Source organism: Shewanella inventionis (assembly GCF_019931735.1).
Taxonomy (GTDB): domain Bacteria; phylum Pseudomonadota; class Gammaproteobacteria; order Enterobacterales; family Shewanellaceae; genus Shewanella; species Shewanella inventionis.
The window spans coordinates 4433403-4452267 of the sequence record NZ_CP082926.1 but is presented as its reverse complement, the minus strand read 5'-3'; the positions used below and the strand labels follow the sequence as shown (position 1 = coordinate 4452267).

Below are 18865 nucleotides of genomic sequence, written 5' to 3'. Positions count from 1 at the left end.
AATATTGTCGGTTTACAGTATAACGATGACGACTGAATATCAGGTTTAGATCAAAAGACTTGTATATTCTTTTTTGTTATAAAAACTAACTTTTTACTATTGTATATGGAATATGTAAACCGTTATATTTGAGCCTAGTAAATTATCTTGAGGTCGTTGTGATGGAATTAGTATCGATGCCAGGCCAGAAAGCCAAAGGCAAAGTATGGTTAGTTGGCGCAGGTCCAGGTGACGTTGAGCTATTAACCCTAAAAGCCTATCGCATTCTTAAAAGTGCAGATGCCGTGCTGTATGACGCACTCGTGAGCCAAGATATTTTAGATTTAATTCCCCATAGTGCTGAAAAAATTGCCGTAGGTAAACGTGCCGGTAAACACAGTGCCGCCCAAGATGATATTAATCAACTGCTAGTGACCAAAGCGTATACCCGTAAAAATGTGGTGCGTTTAAAAGGCGGCGACCCATTTATTTTTGGTCGTGGTGGTGAAGAGTTACAAACACTAGTGGCCTCGGGCATTGCTTTTGAAGTAGTGCCAGGTATTACTGCAGCAAGTGGCACGTCTGCTTATGCTGGCATTCCGTTAACTCATCGCGATTATGCCCAAGGTGTCACTTTTATTACGGGACATTGCCAGTTAGCCAGTCGCCCTATGGATTGGCAAGGTTATGCCAATCCTAATAACACGCTAGTGGTTTATATGGGTATTTTAAATGCCAACATTATTAGCGAAGGCTTAATCGGTGCAGGAAGAAGCGCTGATACTCCTGTGGCAATAGTTTCTAAAGCTACGACATCAGCGCAGCAACGTTTTTTCGGAACATTGGGTGAGTTAGCCCAACTAGCAGCAGACCCAGCATTACAGATGCCAGCATTAATGATTATTGGTGAAGTGGTTGAGCTTGCCGACAGCTTACACTGGTTTGAGCCGAATACAGATAAACACACATCCGATTTAGAGGCTGCAGCTAAAGCGCTGTAGCGATACAATTTTAACCCGCTGTTTAGACAGCTTATAAGGTAATGGAGACTCATCATGGCAGGCCGTTCATTAAGCCATTTACAACAACTGGAAGCTGAAAGTATCCAGATCATTCGCGAAGTTGCCGCAGAGTTTGATAACCCTGTCATGATGTATTCGATAGGTAAAGACTCATCGGTAATGCTGCATCTTGCGCGTAAAGCCTTTTATCCAGGCAAAATTCCATTCCCGCTATTGCATGTTGATACCGGTTGGAAATTTAAAGAAATGATCGCTTTTCGTGATGCTCAAGCAAAAGCGTTTGGATTTGAGTTATTAACTCATACCAACCAAGAAGGGGTTGAGCAAGGTGTTGGCCCATTTACTCATGGTAGCGCTAAACACACTGACATCATGAAAACCCAGTCGTTAAAGCAAGCTTTAAACAAGTATGGTTTTGATGCTGCTTTTGGTGGCGCACGTCGTGATGAAGAAAAGTCTCGTGCAAAAGAGCGGGTGTATTCGTTCCGTGATAAACACCATCGCTGGGACCCTAAAAATCAACGTCCAGAATTATGGCGTACCTATAACGGTGCAGTAAATAAAGGCGAGAGCATTCGCGTGTTCCCATTGTCTAACTGGACTGAGCTTGATATTTGGCAATATATCTATCAAGAAAATATTGAAATTGTACCGTTATATTTTGCTGCACCTCGCCCTGTAGTTAATAAAGGCGGCCAACTTATTCTCAAAGATGATGACCGCATGCCTATTGAAGAAGGTGATCTTGAATCTGTTGAGCGCGTGCGTTTTAGAACATTAGGCTGTTATCCGTTAACGGCGGCAATGCCATCTGAAGCCGATACGTTAGAAAAAATTATTGAAGAGATGTTACTGACTCGCTCAAGTGAACGCCAAGGTCGATTAATTGATTCAGACCAGAGTGCATCTATGGAGCACAAGAAACGTCAAGGTTATTTCTAATAGCCCCTGCGGACAACGCCACTAGACACAATTTGAGTGAGAGAGATGATGGATAAAGCAACAGCAAATACAGACCGTATGGCAGCAGAGATACAGCTGCACGGTGTAAAAGAATACCTAGCGTTACAGCAAAATAAAGGTTTATTACGCTTTTTAACGTGTGGCAGTGTTGATGACGGCAAGAGTACCTTGATTGGTCGTTTATTGCACGATAGCGCTCAGATTTATGAAGACCAATTAGCAAACTTAAAAAACGACAGCGCAAAAATGGGCACAACAGGTGAAGCGATTGACCTAGCGTTATTAGTTGATGGCTTGCAAGCTGAACGTGAGCAAGGCATTACCATTGATGTGGCTTATCGTTACTTTTCTAGTGAAAAACGTAAGTTTATCATTTCAGATACGCCGGGCCATGAGCAATATACCCGTAACATGGCTACTGGGGCGTCGACTTGTGATTTGGCCGTGATTTTGGTTGATGCACGTTACGGCGTTCAAACGCAAACTAAGCGTCATGCATTTATTGCTTCTCTTCTTGGTTTACGCCACTTTGTAGTCGCAGTTAACAAGATGGATTTAGTCGGTTTTGATCAAACAGTGTTTGATAAAATTCAAGCTGACTTCGCTCATTTTGTAAAAGACTTTGGTGATTTAGACATTCATTATGTGCCGTTATCGGCATTAAATGGCGACAACGTGGTTAACCGCAGTACTCAGTGTGAATGGTATCAAGGTGGTACCTTACTCGAACTGCTTGAAACCATTGATACTCAACGTGAACTCAGTGAGTTACCCGCTCGTTTCCCTGTGCAATATGTGTCTCGTCCTAATTTGGATTTTCGTGGCTTTGCAGGTACGTTAGCGTCGGGTGTGCTTAAGGTTGGAGATGAGGTTGTTGCACTACCTTCAGGTAAGCGCAGTAAAATTGAACGCATTGTGACATTTGATGGTGATCTACAAGAGGCTGTAGCTGGTCAAGCTGTGACTATCACACTTGAAGATGAAATTGATATTTCTCGTGGTGATTTATTGGCGAAACCTGACAGCGCGCCAGAAATAGCTAATCATATCGTGGCAGACTTAGTGTGGATGGATGAAAAGCCATTACAAATTGGTCAGTTATACGATGTAAAAGTCGCGGGTAAGAAGACCCAGGCCGTTGTGAGTGAAATCGAATACGTTACCGACGTTAATACACTTGAGCGCAGCGCTGCGACGACGTTGAGCTTAAATACCATTGCACGGGTTAAGTTAGATTTAACTGAATCTGTCGTTTTAGATGCCTATAGCCTGGTGCGTGACACCGGTGGAATGATCCTAATCGATCGTTTATCGAATGCGACAGTGGCCGCTGTTATGGTGGTCAGTGGTCATCAAGGTGAAAAGCAAACCAACACTGAATTTAGTGCATTTGAAATTGAATTTAATGCCCTAGTGCGTAAGCATTTTCCACACTGGAATGCTCGTGATATTAGTCTGCTTGGAAAATAATCAATGAGCGAAATATGGTTGTTAGCGATTATCTTGTTAGCATTGGTCGGTGGACTCCTTGCGGGGCTTGCTACACCGGCCGCCATGTTTTTTTTCGCTTCATTGTTATGTTACATGCTCGGATTGGTCGATTTAAGTACCACTCTGGGCAGTTTTACCAATAATGGTTTAATTGTCTTAGTACTGTTGGTGCTAGCGGCCACAGCACTGGAAAAAACCTCTTTATTGGGCAAATTAAGTCAAGTGATTGGTAAAGGTTCGCTATTTTCAACCTTAGCTAAACTGGGGGTGTCGACAGCATTATTGTCCTCTTTTACTAACAATACCGCTGTAGTGGCCTCGTTAATTGGTGTTGTGCGCCGTAATCAGGCTCATGCCCCTGCTAAGTTATTATTACCGCTCAATTACGCTGCTATTCTCGGGGGCACATTAACCTTAATTGGTACTTCAACTAACTTAATTGTTAACTCATTTGTTGAAAACGCAGGTTTAGAACCATTGGGTTTTTTCGAGTTTTCGCAAGTCGGTGCGTTGGTGGTTGTGGGTGGATTGGTTTTATTAACCATTTTAGCTAATTTTGTGCCGGATAGACGTGAAGAATCGGAAGATGAATCACTGCCTTATTTACTAGAAGCGCATGTGGCTAAAACATCAAGTTTAGTCGGTAAAAGCGTAATTGATAACCGCTTGCGGGCACTAAAAAAACTTTATTTAGTTGAGTTAGAGCGTAGCGGTATTCGTATTTGCCCTGTGCCACCACAGCTGGTTTTGCAAGCTGATGATGTATTGCGATTTAGCGGTGCAGTTGAGTCGGTTGAATTATTGCATCAATTTGATGGCTTAGAGTGGTTTGGCAAGCAGCACGCTAAAGGACAAAACTTAGTCGAAGCCGTATTAGCACCATCATCGAGCTTGGTTGGGACGACTTTAAAGGATTCTCGATTTCGTGAAGTGTTTGACGCAGCGGTTATGGCGATTCGTCGTGGTCATCTACCGCTAAAAGGTGGGCTAGGTGACATCGTATTACAACCTGGTGACGTACTGCTCTTAACGCCAGGCGATCGTTTTTCAAAATGCCCTAATTTGACCACAGACTTTGCCGCCATTAGCGGTTTAGATTTGAGTGTTCGTTTAGATGAAAAGCGTGGCAATTGGGTATTAGCGGGATTCGCGTTAACTATTCTGGCAAGTGTTTTTGAGTTATTGCCATTAGCAAAAGGGTTGGTGCTATTACTACTCAGTTACGTGGCTATTGGGGCTGTGACCTTAACAGAACTTAAGCGCCGGTTCCCAATTGAATTGGTGGTTATTGTTGGCAGTGCGTTAGGGTTAGCAAACCTAATGGTGACTACTGGTTTGGCTGACCAAATGGCCCAGGGATTATTGAGTGTGTTTAACGGCTATGGTGTGTTTGCTGCATTTGTGGGTGTGTATTTTATCACGCTAGTTGTCACAGAGCTGATAACCAACAATGCTGCAGCTGCGTTAGCATTCCCTGTGGCTTATGCAATAGCAATGAGTTTTGGCGTTGATCCTCGCCCGTTTATTATGGCTGTGGTGTTTGGCGCCAGTGCGAGTTTTATTTCTCCTTACGGTTATCAAACTAACCTGATGGTATACAACGCAGGTAATTATAAGTTAAGTGATTTTGTTCGTTTAGGATTACCCTTATCGATTCTTTATTCTGTGATTGTACTGTTGTCTGTACCGTATTTTTTCCCGTTTTAGTATGAGTTTTAATGCGGTATATATTGCCGTAGATCAGGAGCTATTATGAGCAATATTGTTTGGCATCAACATTCGATAGACCAAGCTGCCCGTGGCGCGCAAAAAGGCCAAAACCCAGTGTTGTTATGGTTCACTGGTTTGTCTGGTTCTGGCAAGTCTACGCTTGCGGGGGCATTAGAGAGAGCGTTATTTGAACACGGATTTCATACCTATTTATTAGACGGTGACAACGTTCGCCACGGTTTATGTAAAGATTTAGGTTTTAGCCTCGAAGATCGTGATGAAAACTTACGCCGTGTAGGGGAAGTATCTAAATTAATGGTGGATTCTGGCTTGGTGGTGTTGTCGGCATTTATTTCTCCGACACGTCAAGAACGTGATCGCGTGCGGGCATTGTTTCCTCAAGGTCAGTTTATTGAAGTGCACGTATCAACGCCATTGAGCGTGTGTGAGTCGCGAGATCCTAAAGGTTTATATGCCAAAGCTCGTAAAGGTGAAATCGCTAACTTTACCGGTATTTCATCTCCTTACGAAGTGCCTGAATCTGCTGAGTTAACCATTGATACCAGCAAAGGCGATCTTGAAACTCAAGTGAATGGTTTATTAGCTTATTTAAAAGCCATTGAGGTGTTAAACCCACCGAGGCAAATTGCTGGCGCGGGAATTTAAACGGCGAATGTTAACCTCATTTAACAAATAATTAAAAAAAGGCTGAATATTACTATTCAGCCTTTTTACTTTTACCAGAGGTTAAATCAGCACCTTTTTCATCACTCTTTGCCAGTTTCCGCCCATAAAACGATCGCGATCTGATGATTTAAAGCGGGCTTTTTTGAGGGCGTCGTCGATGCGGCTCATGCGGTCGATATGATTAAACTCTGGGATCACTACGTGTTTAGGCTCTACGTCAAAACCGAGTACGTTTTTACTTTGTAGGCTGTGCCACCAGTCAAGGTACTCTTTTACGCCTTCGTTATTGTTGTTCTCTAATGCTAAAAGATTTTCTTGGCCGCGCAGTGGAAAATCATTGGCAATCGCCACGCAATCTACTCCACCAATTTTAGCGATATATTCAAGTTGATTGATATAATCCTCTATGGTTGGTACGGGCTTGTTTGTAAGCCAAAAGCTCATCATAAAGACCCCAAATACGCCACCATTGTCACCAATTGCACGAATGACTTCATCTGATGAGCAGCGCGCATGATTAACAAAATGTCTTGCTGCGCCATGGCTAAGTACTATGGGTGATTGGCTTACTTTTATGGTGTCTAACGCTGTTTGTTCACTTGCGTGACTGACATCAATTAGTATGTTTTTGCGATTGAGTTCTGCTACTAGTGCACGTCCTGCAGGCGTTAGCGGATTATTAAGGCCTTGATGTCCATCGTTGTCTAAGGCACCACCAGCGAAGCGATTACCGTAATGATGGGTCAGTTGTAGAACTCTCAGCCCGTGTTGATGCAGTGAGTCTAGTTGTGGCCAAAGCGGAAGGTCGCCATTGGTTGATATGCCATCGGATTCAACACAATCAGCACCTTGGATTTGAAAGTATACAGCGGTGCGTTGTTGAGCTCTTGCTTTGTCTATGTCTGCACCCGTTAACCCTTGTAAATAAGTATCTGGATTGGCGCTAACTGTATTGGCAGCTTGTTTTATGCTGTTAATGCAAGCCTGGTAGGTGCGCTTATAATTTTGGGTGCCATCGCTTTGTTCTATGGTCTCGATTGCCGAGATATCAGCAATAAACCCATCAAGTTTTGACGCTTTTACGTCAGCAATATTGCTAGGTAAAAAGGACAGTCCATCTATATATATTCGTCGAGGCTTAGCGGCCCAGGCTGAAAGCGTGCAAAGTGGGCTTAATAATGTGGCTGCTCCAAGGCCTTTGATGATGTTGCGGCGTGTTGGGTTGCAGACTTTATGAGTCATTATTATTCCTTAGTTTTGCCAGAAATTAGGTGATAACACCGTTTGCGTAGAGCTTAATTGCGTTTGCTAATGCGGCGAGTCCATTCGTACGTGATGGGCTTAATTGACCGCTTAATCCTAATGTGTCGAAGTAGTGCGATACGTCAAACTGGTTAATTTGTTCGGTGGTTTTACCTTGGTTTGCTACCAGTAAAATTGCAATTAACCCTTTTACAATCCTCGCATCACTGTCTGCGAGGTAATAGTGTTGGCCGTTTAGCTGATGATGGTATAACCAGGCTTGGCTTTCACAGCCTTTAACTTGAGCGTCAGCTTGCTTGAAATTATCTGCTAATGTCGGTAATTGTTTACCCAGTAGCATGATGTGACGATACTTATCTTGCCAGTTTTTAGCTTGTTCTATGTGGTTTACCGCGGCAATTACGTCGGCTGGTAAGTCGGTAAATAGCTGACTGTCGGGTATATTTTTTGGACTTATTAGTGTCATTAACTGTGTTGTCTCATAAAACGTTTTAATTGCCAAGTTATAACAGTAACTCTTTTACCGTATTTAACGCTTGGATAAATTGATCAATATCGTGCTTATTAGTATAGATGCCGATGGACGCACGGCAACAACCTGCCAAGTTAAGCTCATTCATTAAAGGCATGGCACAATGATGACCGCATCGCACTGCTATGGCCTGTTGATCTAATAAAATCCCTACGTCTTGATGGTGCTCACCTGCCAAGTTAAAGGCAACAGATCCCACATTGATTTGGCGCTTATCGTTTGCAATACCATACAAGCTGACATCACCGAGGTTAAGCAATTGTGCTTGTAAGTACTGCATTAATTTTTGCTCGTGTGCATGAATGTGTTCTCGTGGCAAACCATGCAAAAAGCTGATTGCAGCGCCTAACCCTATGACTTCAGCAATTGCTGGCGTACCTGCCTCAAGCCTGTTTGGCAGCTCACCGTATTCAGTACGATCAAAGCTAACGGTTTTGATCATTTCGCCGCCGGTAAGCATTGGCGTTAATGTATTTAATTGTTCAAAGCGGCCATATAAAATCCCCACTCCTGTTGGGCCGTACATTTTATGGCCTGAAAACACATAAAAATCGCAATCAGTGTTTTGTACATCGACATCAAGGTGGGCGACTGCTTGGGCGCCATCGACTAAGGTTAATGCCCCTGCGTTTTTTGCCATGGCGATTAAGTCGTTAATGGGGTTAACTGTGCCCAGTGCATTTGATACGTGGCATAAGGCAACTAGCTTTGGTTTGGCTTGCAGTAGCTGTTCATAGGCCTTGATATCAAGCTGTGCATCTGCGGTTAGCGGTATTGGCTTGATTGTCGCCCCCGAACGCTTAGCGAGCTCTTGCCAGGGGACTATGTTGGCATGATGCGCTGCTGTGTCGATTAAAATGATATCGTTTGGGGTGAATTGTGGCGTTAAACCGTAGGCCACCATATTGATTGATTCGGTAGTGCCGTGAGTAAAAATAATTTCTTGGGATTTTGAGGCATTAATAAAGTGAGCCACTTGCTGGCGAACGGCTTCATATTGCTGAGTTGCTCGGGTTGATAATTGATGTGCTGCGCGGTGCACATTGGCATTGTTGAGTTGATAATACTCGTTCATCGCATCAATCACGGCTTGTGGTTTTTGGCTGGTGGCTGCGGTGTCTAAATAACACAAGTGATGATCGCCTATGGTCTGTTTTAATGCCGGAAATTGATCGCGAATGGCTTGGTGATCAAATGGCGCTTGAGACGGAATTGGTGATGTCGATTTCATCAGTATTGGGTTCTTTTTAAAATAAAAGGCATCAAGATCTTCAGTGATCTTGATGCCTATTGCAAGGTTTTGTGGCCTTTGCGCTACGTTACGAGTGAATTTACGGACAAGGAAAGCGATACAGCGCCGACAGTTCGTTGATCCTGGCCATTAACTCAGCCGACAATGTCACTTTATGGCTGTCGATATTTTGTTTGAGCTGATGCAAGTCTGTTGCACCAATAATGTTAGCCGCCACAAATTTGCGACTATTTACAAACGCTAAGGCCATTTCTGTTGGGGTTAAGTCAAACTCACGTGCAAGGTCGATATAAGCCTGAGTGGCTTGCAATGCAACGGGCGTGCTGTTGTAGCGAGCAAATCGTTTGTATACCGTAAGACGTGCGCCTTCTGGCCATTGATCGTTCTCGTATTTACCCGTTAATGTGCCAAATGCCAATGGCGAATAGGCCAGTAACGGCACATTTTCACGGTGGCTAATTTCAGACATGGCAATTTCGTAGCTGCGGTTAAGCAAGTTATAGGGGTTTTGCACACTCACGATGCGTGGCAAGTCATGTTTTTCAGCCAGTTTTAGGTATTTCATAAAGCCCCACGGGGTTTCGTTTGAAATACCGATATAGCGAACTTTACCTTGTTTGATGACTTCTGCGAGGGCTTCAAGGGTGTCTAAAATTGGGGTGTAATGCTCATCTTCATCGTGCTCATACATCATCTCGCCAAAAAAATTGGTATTTCGGTCTGGCCAGTGCACCTGGTATAAGTCGATGGTGTCGATTTGTAAACGGGTAAGAGAGTCATTGACTGCTTGATGAACGTTGCGCCAGTCGAGGGCCATGTTGTCACGAATATAGTCGCCTTTACCACCAGGCGCGGCAATTTTACTGGCAATAACGAGCTCGTCACGATTGCCTTGGGCTTTTAAATAGCGCCCTAAAATGCGTTCAGTTTCGCCTTGAGTATCGGCTTTGGGAGGTACTGGGTACATTTCGGCGGTATCAATAAAGTTAATACCTTGCCCAATGGCGTAATCGAGTTGCGCGAAAGCTTGTGCTTGGGTATTTTGTTCGCCCCAAGTCATTGTCCCGAGGCAAATTTTACTGACCTCAAGGGTTGAGTGTCCGATACGTTGATATTCCATTATCTTCCTCCTATGGAATGTGCTTAATCTGAGGCTACCAAGCTTTTATCTACTTGCAAAGCGCTATCAGGCTGCTAGGTGAGGACCGCTTAAAAAACAATCTAAAGCAACGCATTCGGGAGATTAATGCAACGTGTTAAGCTATAAATCTAAGATCATTGCGATTTCGCAGGCATCGTGGCCGGTTTGCCCTAAGTGCTGACAGTGGCGAAACCCCAATTTTTTATAGAGTGCTAGGGCTTCACCTAACACGGCGGTTGTTTCTAAATACATGGATTGGTAGCCTTGCTGCTTTGCATACTCAATACATTGACGTGATAATGTTTTTGCCATGCCCTGACCGCGAATAACGTGACTAAAATACATTTTCTGCAATTCGCATACGCCATCATTGCCGGCGAGTGGAGCAACGCCTGCGCCGCCAACTACATTGCCTTGGTATTCAATCACCCAGTATTGTGATCCCTCAGGTTGATAGACCTCACTTAAACAGTCGAGGGTTTTATCTGCCACACTAAAACCTTTATCAGGCGTTAATCCGTATTCTGCCGACACATCTCGAATAACCTGTGCTAGCGCTGCGTTGTCTGCTGGTGTGAGTTGGCGAATGTGCAAATGTGCATGGGTGATTTGTTTAGTGGTTTGAGTCATTGAATAATTCCGCATTAACAAAAGGGGTCATTGCTAGCACTAGTGCTTGAGTGTAAATACTTTCTCTTGTGGCTAAACCTTGTGTCAGTAAACCAATTGCGCCGCCTTTTTGTTTAATGTTTTCAGTATTGAATAGTCGATCCATTACATGGCCGAGCTCTTCACCATTTTCCAGTGCATCAAAAATAATCTGTGGTAAAGGTAAGTTGGCACTGCGACCGACAGATAAGGTGTTATTACTGATAATGGCCATATAAGCAAATGTGGCTGGACCATGATCAAATTGATCTACACCGCCCTCCATTGCAACATAAAAGTCGGCAGTTTGAGCCTGTTGCTGGCAATATCGCGCGCGGTTTATTGCACCTAATTTTGTTTCTGCTTCGGTCATAGGTTGTTCTGCCACTAACGAGGGCGCATGCATACCCTGACAGCGTATGGTGCTGCTTGGAAAATATTGGGCAATGGCATTTTTGGCGGCATTAATTTTTACCGGATTGGTAGAGCCGACAATAACATCAATAAATTGTGGTGTTGAAGATGTGGTCATAAAAAGTGCTTCTTAATGTCAAAAAGAATAAGGCGTTTTTACCGTTGTTATATTGGCTAATTTTTGTGTAACTCGATAATTAGTTGGTTAAATATGCTAATTTAAAATTAGCTTATACTTTTTATTTATTATAAAACAGCATGTTAGTGTTTGGCATGAAACCTGCTATAGATTCTATATAACGGCGGTCGCAGACGAATACGATAAAGCCTAATCTATTTTTATGTGTTTATAAAAGGAATTAATACTATGTCTGTTCGTATTGCAACTGTGAGTGTGACTGTGGGGTTAATTTTAGGCGCAACGCTATTTGGCGCTTCTCAAAGTGAAGCAGAGTCAGTGTTTGGTGTGGCTGATTCGATGTTAACTGATACCGATTTAACCCTGACACAACAACAATTAAGCTTAGATGCTAGCGAGATTACTCAATTAGTGGCGAATACTGGTGCGGGTAAATTAGTTATTGAAGGTGTCGACGGCTTAACGCAAATTAAGGTCAGCGCTGATATTTACACTGACAAAGATGCTGACGATGTTGACATGGATTTATCCCTGACTCAAAAAGGCGACAAGGGCTTTTTGGTTGCTAGCATTGAGTCTGATGGGTTTATGCAAGAGTCGCCCTATATTGATTTACGTGTTCAAGTACCGAGCACTTTAGCATTAGATCTAACCGACGGTTCAGGATCTATTCGTATCGATGATGTTTCAGCTGCCATCAATCTTGATGACGGCAGTGGTAGCATAGTGATGAATAACATTGGCGAACTTACCCTAGATGATGGCTCTGGCTCTGTGGTGATTAACCATGCTAAGGGTAATTTAGTCTTAAAAGATGGTTCAGGTTCGATAACTATCGATCACGTTAATGGCTGGGTTAATCTTGTTGATGGTTCTGGCTCAATTCATATTAGTCAGGTGCAAGGCCAAGTCACCATTAGTGATGGTTCTGGCAGCATTAATGTTAATAATAGCAAAGGGCTTGAGGTCGTTAATGCTGGCTCGGGGAGTGTTAATTACCAGGATATTGATGGCCCCATTGTCGTGAAGTAAAGTGAACTGTTTTTAGCCAATACAAAACCTGCCAAAGTTGCAGGTTTTGTTTTAAAGGCTTGCTTAATCGTGGCATCATACAGCATTGATTTTGCATGGGTATACACAATGGCGAAGAAGTATTATGTAGTTTGGGCTGGGCGTGAAACCGGAATTTTTACGAGTTGGGATGTGACTAAACGCTCAGTTGATAAGTTTCCTCAAGCTAAATACAAATCATTTGCCACTGAGGCAGAGGCAAAAGCGGCTTTTGCTAAGTCACCAACTAGCAGTATTGGCCGCACATCGGCAAAGCCTGTAAGCCCCCAATCTGTTAACACAACAAAATCCATTAGCGATAATGAGGCTGTGTTAAGCCAGTTTGATGTGGTGATATACACCGACGGTGGTTGTGAGCCTAATCCGGGTAAAGCGGGGTCGGGAATTGCGGTATACCACAAAGGCCAACTTGCCCAGCTATGGTATGGTTTATTTAACCCAAACGGTACCAACAATACTGCTGAATTAAATGCGTTGTATCAAGCATTGCTGATGGCAAAAAACGCCATCGAAAACAGTCAAACTGTGTGCATTATGAGTGACTCACAATATTCAATTAACTGCATTAGCAACTGGGCTTATGGTTGGAAGGCAAAAGGTTGGACTCGCAAAGGCGGTGAGATTGCCAATTTAGATATCATCAAACAAGCGCATGAGTTATATGACGAGATGAAAGATAAATTCGCATTAAAGCATGTGGCAGCACACAGTGGCATTGAAGGTAATGAGTTGGCTGACCGTATGTCGATTTACGCTGTTGATCAAACAAACCAAGCATTGAGTCAATATCAACCACCATTGGATATCAGCAAAATATTATCATTACGTGCAGGCTAATTTGGTTTAATACCATTTCCATTAATTATGTGACCAATCAGAGTCGCTCAGACTGTTCAGTTTGAGGCGCATTGTTGAAATAATGGTTATTCCCTTCTAAGGCAATGCAACAAAGAAATGGACTGTCTGAGCGTCTCCTGCAAGGCGGGTTTCTGTGCCTTCTATGCTGCTTAATAGTATTTTGACGTACGACTGCATGGATGCAGGAGGTAGAGCAACGCAGGAGCAGTTGCCGAGAGCAACTATGCCTACAATCCTATTACTTGCCTAGAAGGTACAGAATTCCCGCTGAATGACCAGATAATTAGTGGAATTGGTATAAGTTGCTATCCTAAGCCGTTGAGTCATACCGTTACAAACATCAAGGTATAAACATAAAAAAGCCGGATTGCTCCGGCTTTTGTTTTTACAGAATGGATATTAGAGTTTTTGCTTAATGCTCACACAGCGCTGTTCTTGTTGACGAGTTTCAAGCAGCGCGCGTCTGGCCAATGTAGATAGCCCTGTTTCGCGATTTAATACACTGTTAATGCTGTCAATATTGGCTGAACTACAATCCATAGGGATAAGTTGTGATGCGAAACTGCGCATAAACACTGGGCCTTTATCATCCATTAGCTGCAAGTTAGCAAAGCGTTGATCTGCTGTTGCAGCGCTTAATAGCTTTTGCTCGGCAGGGTAGAGGTTATACATAGCAACCCTGATTTTTGAGAATGCCATACTGTTGTTATGCTCAATCCAATTTAGCCATTGACGTTTAAGGGCCGACTCTGGACGTATAACTTCAGCAGCAATTGCGGCTTTTTCTCCAGAGTCTGATTGATCAAGGCTTTTCTCTCTTGCTAATAATGCATGAGCATCGTCGTAATCATAACGGTTAAGTTGGCGGATCATTGCCCAGCGTAAATCCTGATCTAAGTTAAGCCCTTTAATATGGCTTTTGTTTTTCAACAAAGACTGGATATGTTCTAGTGCATCTCCATGACTCGATAAACTGATGTAGGCATCGAACCAGCGCCGCTGAAAATCACGGTTGCGGTAATGCTCCATGCTCATTCTAAGGCTCATTTGGCTGAGTGCTTTTGAGATTTTGCTGTTATAACTGGCATGCATAGGAGCCATTAAGTCGAGATAGTTTTTGGCTCGTTGCAGGTTATCAAGCACCTGACCTAATATGGTGTAGTCTTTTTCCAGTGGTGCATTGATGAGCGCAATATTGATGAATTGCTCCATTGATGCTTTACCATCAACGACACTGTCCCACATGCTTTGCCATAACATAGAACGCAGAAGTGGATCGCTTACTTGGCCGAGTTGTTGCTTAGCTGTGGTGAATGACTTCTGGTCTAGTTCAACTTTCACAAACCCCCAGTCATCATAGTTTGGATACACTAAATCTGGACAGATTTCACCAATGAGTTCGTTAACCTCGGTGTAAGCTCCCTTATAGGTTACGGCAACGGATTGTTGCATTTCTAAACCGTAGCGATGCTTGGTAAATAAACCAATTTGTACTCGTTGCTCGCGCAGTGTTGGATGTTGGCTGTCTTCTGCTGTTTGGACAACTGCAAATGAGTCTATTTGATTACCTTGGCAAGTGTATTGTGCTTTGATGGTGTTGACCCCCGCAGCGTATAACCACTCTTTTGTCCATTGCGATAAATCACGGCCACTGGCTTTGGCTAAACTATTAATAAAATCATTAAGTTCAGCATTTTTGTAGCTGTATTGTTGTAAGTATTGGCTAACACCACGGCGAAAGGTTTCTTCGCCTAGTAAGTGCCTAAGCTGTTTGATGGTCGATGCGCCTTTTTGATAGGTAATGGCGTCAATATTATCAAAGGCATTTTGGCTGGTAGCCACAGGTACTTCAATGGGGTGCGTGGTGACTAAACTGTCTTGGTGGTAAGCAGCTTGCTTGCCTGAAGCATAAAAAGTACGCCAAGCATGGCTAAATTCTGTGGCTTCGCTAGTGGCCAATGTCCCCATAAATGAGGCAAAACTTTCGTTTAACCATAAGCCATTCCACCATTTCATAGTGACGAGATCACCAAACCATTGGTGGGCCATTTCGTGCATGATGACGCCGGCTAATCGCTCTTTTTGCTCAGCTGTCATTTGGCCATTAAATAAGAAGCGATCTTCAGAGAAGGTAATGGCTCCTGCGTTTTCCATCGCGCCATATAAAAAATCAGGCACTAGGAGTTGGTCGTATTTTTTAAATGGATAATCAATTCCAAAATAACGATCAAAAAATGCTAACCCTTGTTTTGTGTAAGTAAACCAATCTTGTGGTGTGACTTGCTCTGCAACTGATTGACGCGAGAATAAACGCATAGGGTAGCGGCCTGAGTTATCTTCCCAAACTTTATATGGCCCAGCATGCATTGAAAAATTGTATGGACTTAATTTGGGTGTGGCAGGAAAGCTCCATAGATTAGTATCACCCTGATCGACTACATTGGTTTCTCGCATGGCGCTGATCACATGCCAATCTTTTGGGGCATGGACATTAATTTGGTAAGTGGCTTTTAAGTCTGGCTGGTCAAATACGGCAAACATTTGTTGTGCGGCAGCTGGCTCAAAGTGTGAGTATAAATACACCTTGTTGTCGACGGGATCGACAAAACGATGCAAGCCTTCGCCGTTAGTGCTGTGCTCACGGGTAAACTCAACTTCTACAGTGTTATTGCCGCTCACCAGTAGGCTTTGATTAATCACAATATAAGCGCCGTTGTAGTTAGGATAAACCTTGGTGCCATTAATGGTGAATTGTTTAATGTTAGCTTTGTTGAGGTCCAGTGTTAATGATTTAGGGACGCTGCTTAGGTCAAAATGGACGATTGATTTTGCACTGAATTGGCTATGTTCGCTTAAAAAGAAGGTGAGATCATATTGTACATTAGTGATGACATTTGAGCGTGCTTGAGCTTGTGCTTGGCTAATATAAGCTGAGCCATCACGTTGTAACAATGAGGTTGATAATGAGCTACTGCAGCTCATTATGCTCGCGCAGCATAGGGCAACGAAACTGGTCTTTATAACCCGTGGACTAAACAATTCAGTGGATAACAATTTCACGTTAGTGTTCCTAACTTATTATTGGGTGTATGAAAAAGCCGACATCAATGTCGGCTTTATTGCTATGTGCTTGTGTATTACAAGCCCAAAAATGACTTCGATTTAACCTTACGAATTTCTTTTTCGTCTGACCATTCAATTAAGCCTGTTTCAAGATCCATTAAACGCATGGTCATCTTGTAGTAAACGTCTTTAGTGCTGCCATCTTGCTTAACGATGCTCGATAGGTTGCCGTAGAGCATGTATTGCGCACCAATTTGACGGCCAAATTTTATCGCTGTGGTTGGGTCTACCATGCCAGCATTATTTTGATAGTCTAATTGTTTACGTACCGTGTCTACTTTGGTCATGTCGATAAAACGGAACTTACCAGAACGCAGTAACTTGTTACTGATAGTGTCAGTTACAGACTCAGTATCAATATGCTCAGAAGTTTTATTTTTAATTTTATCTACAAATATAATTGGACGATTATTTTGGGTGATCACAACCACTGGTGGGAATGTCATCATGGAGTCGACCATTTTAGCTGCAATATCTTGTAGATCGGTAGAGCCAAAGTTTTCGTTGACGGTTTCGACTTCGGTGGCGTTGCCATATTCTACTTTAGATTGACAGGCGCTTAGCCCTATCACTGCGGCTAACACAAATATCAGTTTCAAGTTTTTCATAATAAATTCCAATGGTGATGAGTGACAGTTGATAAGGTTATTATCTATTAGATGATTATCGAATAAAAACGGGTACGATTTCCAGTCTCTATTGCCCAAATTAATGTTGTCTGGTTTGGTTTTACTTCAATTTTAGTGTTTTGGCTGTTATTTACACGAATATCATAATGGCCCGCATCAACAAATTGCTTTGCGATTTGCGCCTGGCGCGGCAAGGTTAACCAACTACGACGATCTGCCTGCTCACTGATTACGTTAAAAATTTGCATCACCAGTGCGCCAGCATCAACCTGGTTATTCGCTCGACGGCTGCTGCTTTGCACGCTTTGGTTTAATTCGTATTTTGCATAAATTCTAGCTGCTTGGCGAAATAACGCAGCGGGCAAATCTTCTTTTAATGCATTTATCGCAAGCGCGTCTATATTGGCGATGTTTTGTGCTTCTAAGGGGGTATCTAACCCCTGTATTTTGCTTGCAAACGGCAGCGGGCTTTGGGGTTGATAAGTGGCAAGCGAGGCACTTTGTAAGTTGTCATTGATTGGGAATGGAACCGTTATGCTTTGTTTTTCTGGAACAAAACCACGTTCAACTATAAATACCACTTGGCCTTGCTCTGGTGTAGGGGTAATTGCATCGCCCCAACGTTGTTTAAATTCGTCGTATTGTGGCATCGCTAATTGTTTTGCAAGTCGCACTAAATCTTGTTGTAAATAGCGGTTATCTGGTGTGATTTGCGCAGCTTTGCGGTAATCGATAAAGGCGTCATTGGGTTCGTTAGCCAGTTCGTGCAATAAACCTGTTATGTAATAGCTATAGGCATTTAAAAATGAACTGGTGACACTACCTGCAGATCGGCTTAATTGTGCCATTTGCGCATCAACAGTGCCATTAGCCATGTTTTGCACTGACTTTTGCGATTGTTGGTAACGTGCTTGCTCCATGCTTTGCAGCTCGTTACTGCGGCGCACCTCAACTAATGCACCTTGAGCGTCACCGCTAAACAAATAATTTAGGGCTTGGTATTGATGCAGCATAATTCGCTCATAACCAGGACCGCGATAAGGTATTGCATTATCGTTTAAGAGTAGGCTGGTTGCACCAGATCCGAGTTTACTGGCGCTAATGATGGCTTTATCGTCAAAGGCTTGGTAGGCCGTAATAGCTTGTTGATAGAAGGTTTTGCTGCGCTCAAAATCGCCAGCAACTTGCATAATTCGTCCGGTTTCTTGTGCATATAATAGCCCATCATTTCCATCAATATTATTGGCTAACTCATCTATATTTGCGACGGGTAATTCGCTGTTTAATTGCTGCTTGTAAGGGGCAATTTGCGATGGGTAATTAATGAATACACTGTTATAAGCACAACCCGTTAAGCAGGATAATATTAATAATAATGAAACTGTTTTTAACATGGTAAGACCTCTATTGGAGGTGTCATCAGATTAATACGCTCAAGCAAAGTGATACCTTGCAAGTGATCATATTCATGTTGAAAAATTCGAGCGACAAACCCTTGTAAAACCTGGTGGTGTATTTGACCATTGAGTGATTGGTATTGCACCTCGATTTGGCGGTGACGCACAATGTTGAGCCGTTTCCCAGGGACAGACAAACACCCCTCAATACCGTTTTCTGTTTCAGTGGATACCGATAAGATTTTGGGGTTAATGACCACGGTGGGTTCCATGATAGGCGCATCAGGGTAACGCTCGTTTGGATTGGATGCCATTATAAACATTGCCGTGTTGCTAAATACCTGTGTTGCAGCAATGCCGACACCGTTAGCTTTTTGCATGGTTAATAACATATTGCTGGCAAGTACGGCTAGTTCGTCATCAAATACTGTCACAGGAGCGGCTTTTAACGTCAGAATGTTATCGCCTGTCGTTGCTATTGTGAGATGTTGACTTGAATGCATATTTGCCTGCTAATCGTTATTTTACTTCGTAAAGCTATTCACC

At 43.1% G+C, this 18865-nt stretch carries 17 protein-coding genes; 7 read left to right on the top strand and 10 right to left on the bottom strand.

Going from position 1 to position 18865, the window contains the following annotated elements; translation table 11 throughout:
* The first annotated feature begins 161 nt into the window (after positions 1–161).
* Genes cobA through cysC form a run of 5 tightly spaced genes read left to right on the top strand, consistent with a single transcriptional unit; the run spans position 162 to position 5831 of the window.
* A complete protein-coding gene (gene cobA / locus K8B83_RS19985) occupies positions 162–980 on the top strand; it encodes a uroporphyrinogen-III C-methyltransferase (protein ID WP_188738914.1) in 819 nt (272 codons plus the stop codon).
* 54 nt (positions 981–1034) lie between these two features.
* A complete protein-coding gene (gene cysD, locus K8B83_RS19980) occupies positions 1035–1943 on the top strand; it encodes a sulfate adenylyltransferase subunit CysD (protein ID WP_188738913.1) in 909 nt (302 codons plus the stop codon).
* 48 nt (positions 1944–1991) lie between these two features.
* Positions 1992–3434: a sulfate adenylyltransferase subunit CysN gene (gene cysN / locus K8B83_RS19975; RefSeq protein ID WP_188738956.1), complete on the top strand. Its 1443-nt coding sequence runs from the start codon at positions 1992–1994 to the stop codon at positions 3432–3434.
* A 3-nt stretch (positions 3435–3437) separates the two neighbouring features.
* Positions 3438–5162: an SLC13 family permease gene (locus K8B83_RS19970; RefSeq protein ID WP_188738912.1), complete on the top strand. Its 1725-nt coding sequence runs from the start codon at positions 3438–3440 to the stop codon at positions 5160–5162.
* Between the two features lie 45 nt (positions 5163–5207).
* A complete protein-coding gene (gene cysC, locus K8B83_RS19965) occupies positions 5208–5831 on the top strand; it encodes an adenylyl-sulfate kinase (protein WP_188738911.1) in 624 nt (207 codons plus the stop codon).
* 81 nt (positions 5832–5912) lie between these two features.
* On the opposite strand, the gene K8B83_RS19960 is transcribed toward cysC, so the two are convergent.
* From K8B83_RS19960 to yjjX, 6 genes are all read right to left on the bottom strand, one after another.
* Entirely contained in the window at positions 5913–7094 is a 1182-nt protein-coding gene (locus tag K8B83_RS19960; RefSeq protein ID WP_188738910.1) for a membrane dipeptidase, read from the bottom strand.
* 25 nt (positions 7095–7119) lie between these two features.
* On the bottom strand, positions 7120–7581 hold the full coding sequence (locus K8B83_RS19955) for a SufE family protein (RefSeq protein WP_188738909.1): 462 nt from the start codon (positions 7579–7581) through the stop codon (positions 7120–7122).
* 37 nt (positions 7582–7618) lie between these two features.
* Entirely contained in the window at positions 7619–8878 is a 1260-nt protein-coding gene (locus K8B83_RS19950) for an aminotransferase class V-fold PLP-dependent enzyme (RefSeq protein ID WP_188738908.1), read from the bottom strand.
* Between the two features lie 100 nt (positions 8879–8978).
* Positions 8979–10019: an NADP(H)-dependent aldo-keto reductase gene (locus tag K8B83_RS19945; RefSeq protein WP_188738907.1), complete on the bottom strand. Its 1041-nt coding sequence runs from the start codon at positions 10017–10019 to the stop codon at positions 8979–8981.
* Between the two features lie 141 nt (positions 10020–10160).
* Positions 10161–10670, bottom strand: coding sequence for a GNAT family N-acetyltransferase (locus K8B83_RS19940; RefSeq protein WP_188738906.1), 510 nt, complete (start codon positions 10668–10670; stop codon positions 10161–10163).
* Positions 10654–11220 (bottom strand): inosine/xanthosine triphosphatase, encoded by a 567-nt coding sequence (gene yjjX / locus K8B83_RS19935; RefSeq protein ID WP_223418764.1) that lies wholly within the window; start codon positions 11218–11220, stop codon positions 10654–10656. Before yjjX ends, K8B83_RS19940 begins: the two co-directional genes overlap by 17 nt.
* 249 nt (positions 11221–11469) lie before the next feature.
* On the opposite strand from yjjX, the gene K8B83_RS19930 reads away from it, so the two are divergent.
* Both K8B83_RS19930 and K8B83_RS19925 read left to right on the top strand, forming a co-directional pair.
* The gene (locus tag K8B83_RS19930; RefSeq protein WP_188738904.1) at positions 11470–12273 is read left to right on the top strand and encodes a DUF4097 family beta strand repeat-containing protein; all 804 of its coding nucleotides are present in this window, start codon (positions 11470–11472) and stop codon (positions 12271–12273) included.
* A gap of 108 nt (positions 12274–12381) precedes the next feature.
* Positions 12382–13149, top strand: coding sequence for a ribonuclease H family protein (locus tag K8B83_RS19925; RefSeq protein ID WP_188738955.1), 768 nt, complete (start codon positions 12382–12384; stop codon positions 13147–13149).
* Positions 13150–13569: 420 nt separating this feature from the next.
* Here the strand turns inward: K8B83_RS19925 and pepN are convergent, their stop codons facing one another.
* From pepN to def, 4 genes are all read right to left on the bottom strand, one after another.
* Complete coding sequence (gene pepN, locus K8B83_RS19920; protein WP_188738903.1) at positions 13570–16152, bottom strand: aminopeptidase N; 2583 nt, start codon at positions 16150–16152, stop codon at positions 13570–13572.
* Between the two features lie 155 nt (positions 16153–16307).
* On the bottom strand, positions 16308–16901 hold the full coding sequence (gene lpoB / locus K8B83_RS19915; RefSeq protein WP_188738902.1) for a penicillin-binding protein activator LpoB: 594 nt from the start codon (positions 16899–16901) through the stop codon (positions 16308–16310).
* 47 nt (positions 16902–16948) lie between these two features.
* Positions 16949–18316, bottom strand: a complete 1368-nt coding sequence (locus tag K8B83_RS19910) for a COG3014 family protein (RefSeq protein WP_188738901.1) — start codon at positions 18314–18316, stop codon at positions 16949–16951.
* Positions 18310–18822 (bottom strand): peptide deformylase, encoded by a 513-nt coding sequence (def, locus tag K8B83_RS19905; RefSeq protein ID WP_188738900.1) that lies wholly within the window; start codon positions 18820–18822, stop codon positions 18310–18312. Before def ends, K8B83_RS19910 begins: the two co-directional genes overlap by 7 nt.
* Positions 18823–18865: the final 43 nt, after the last annotated feature.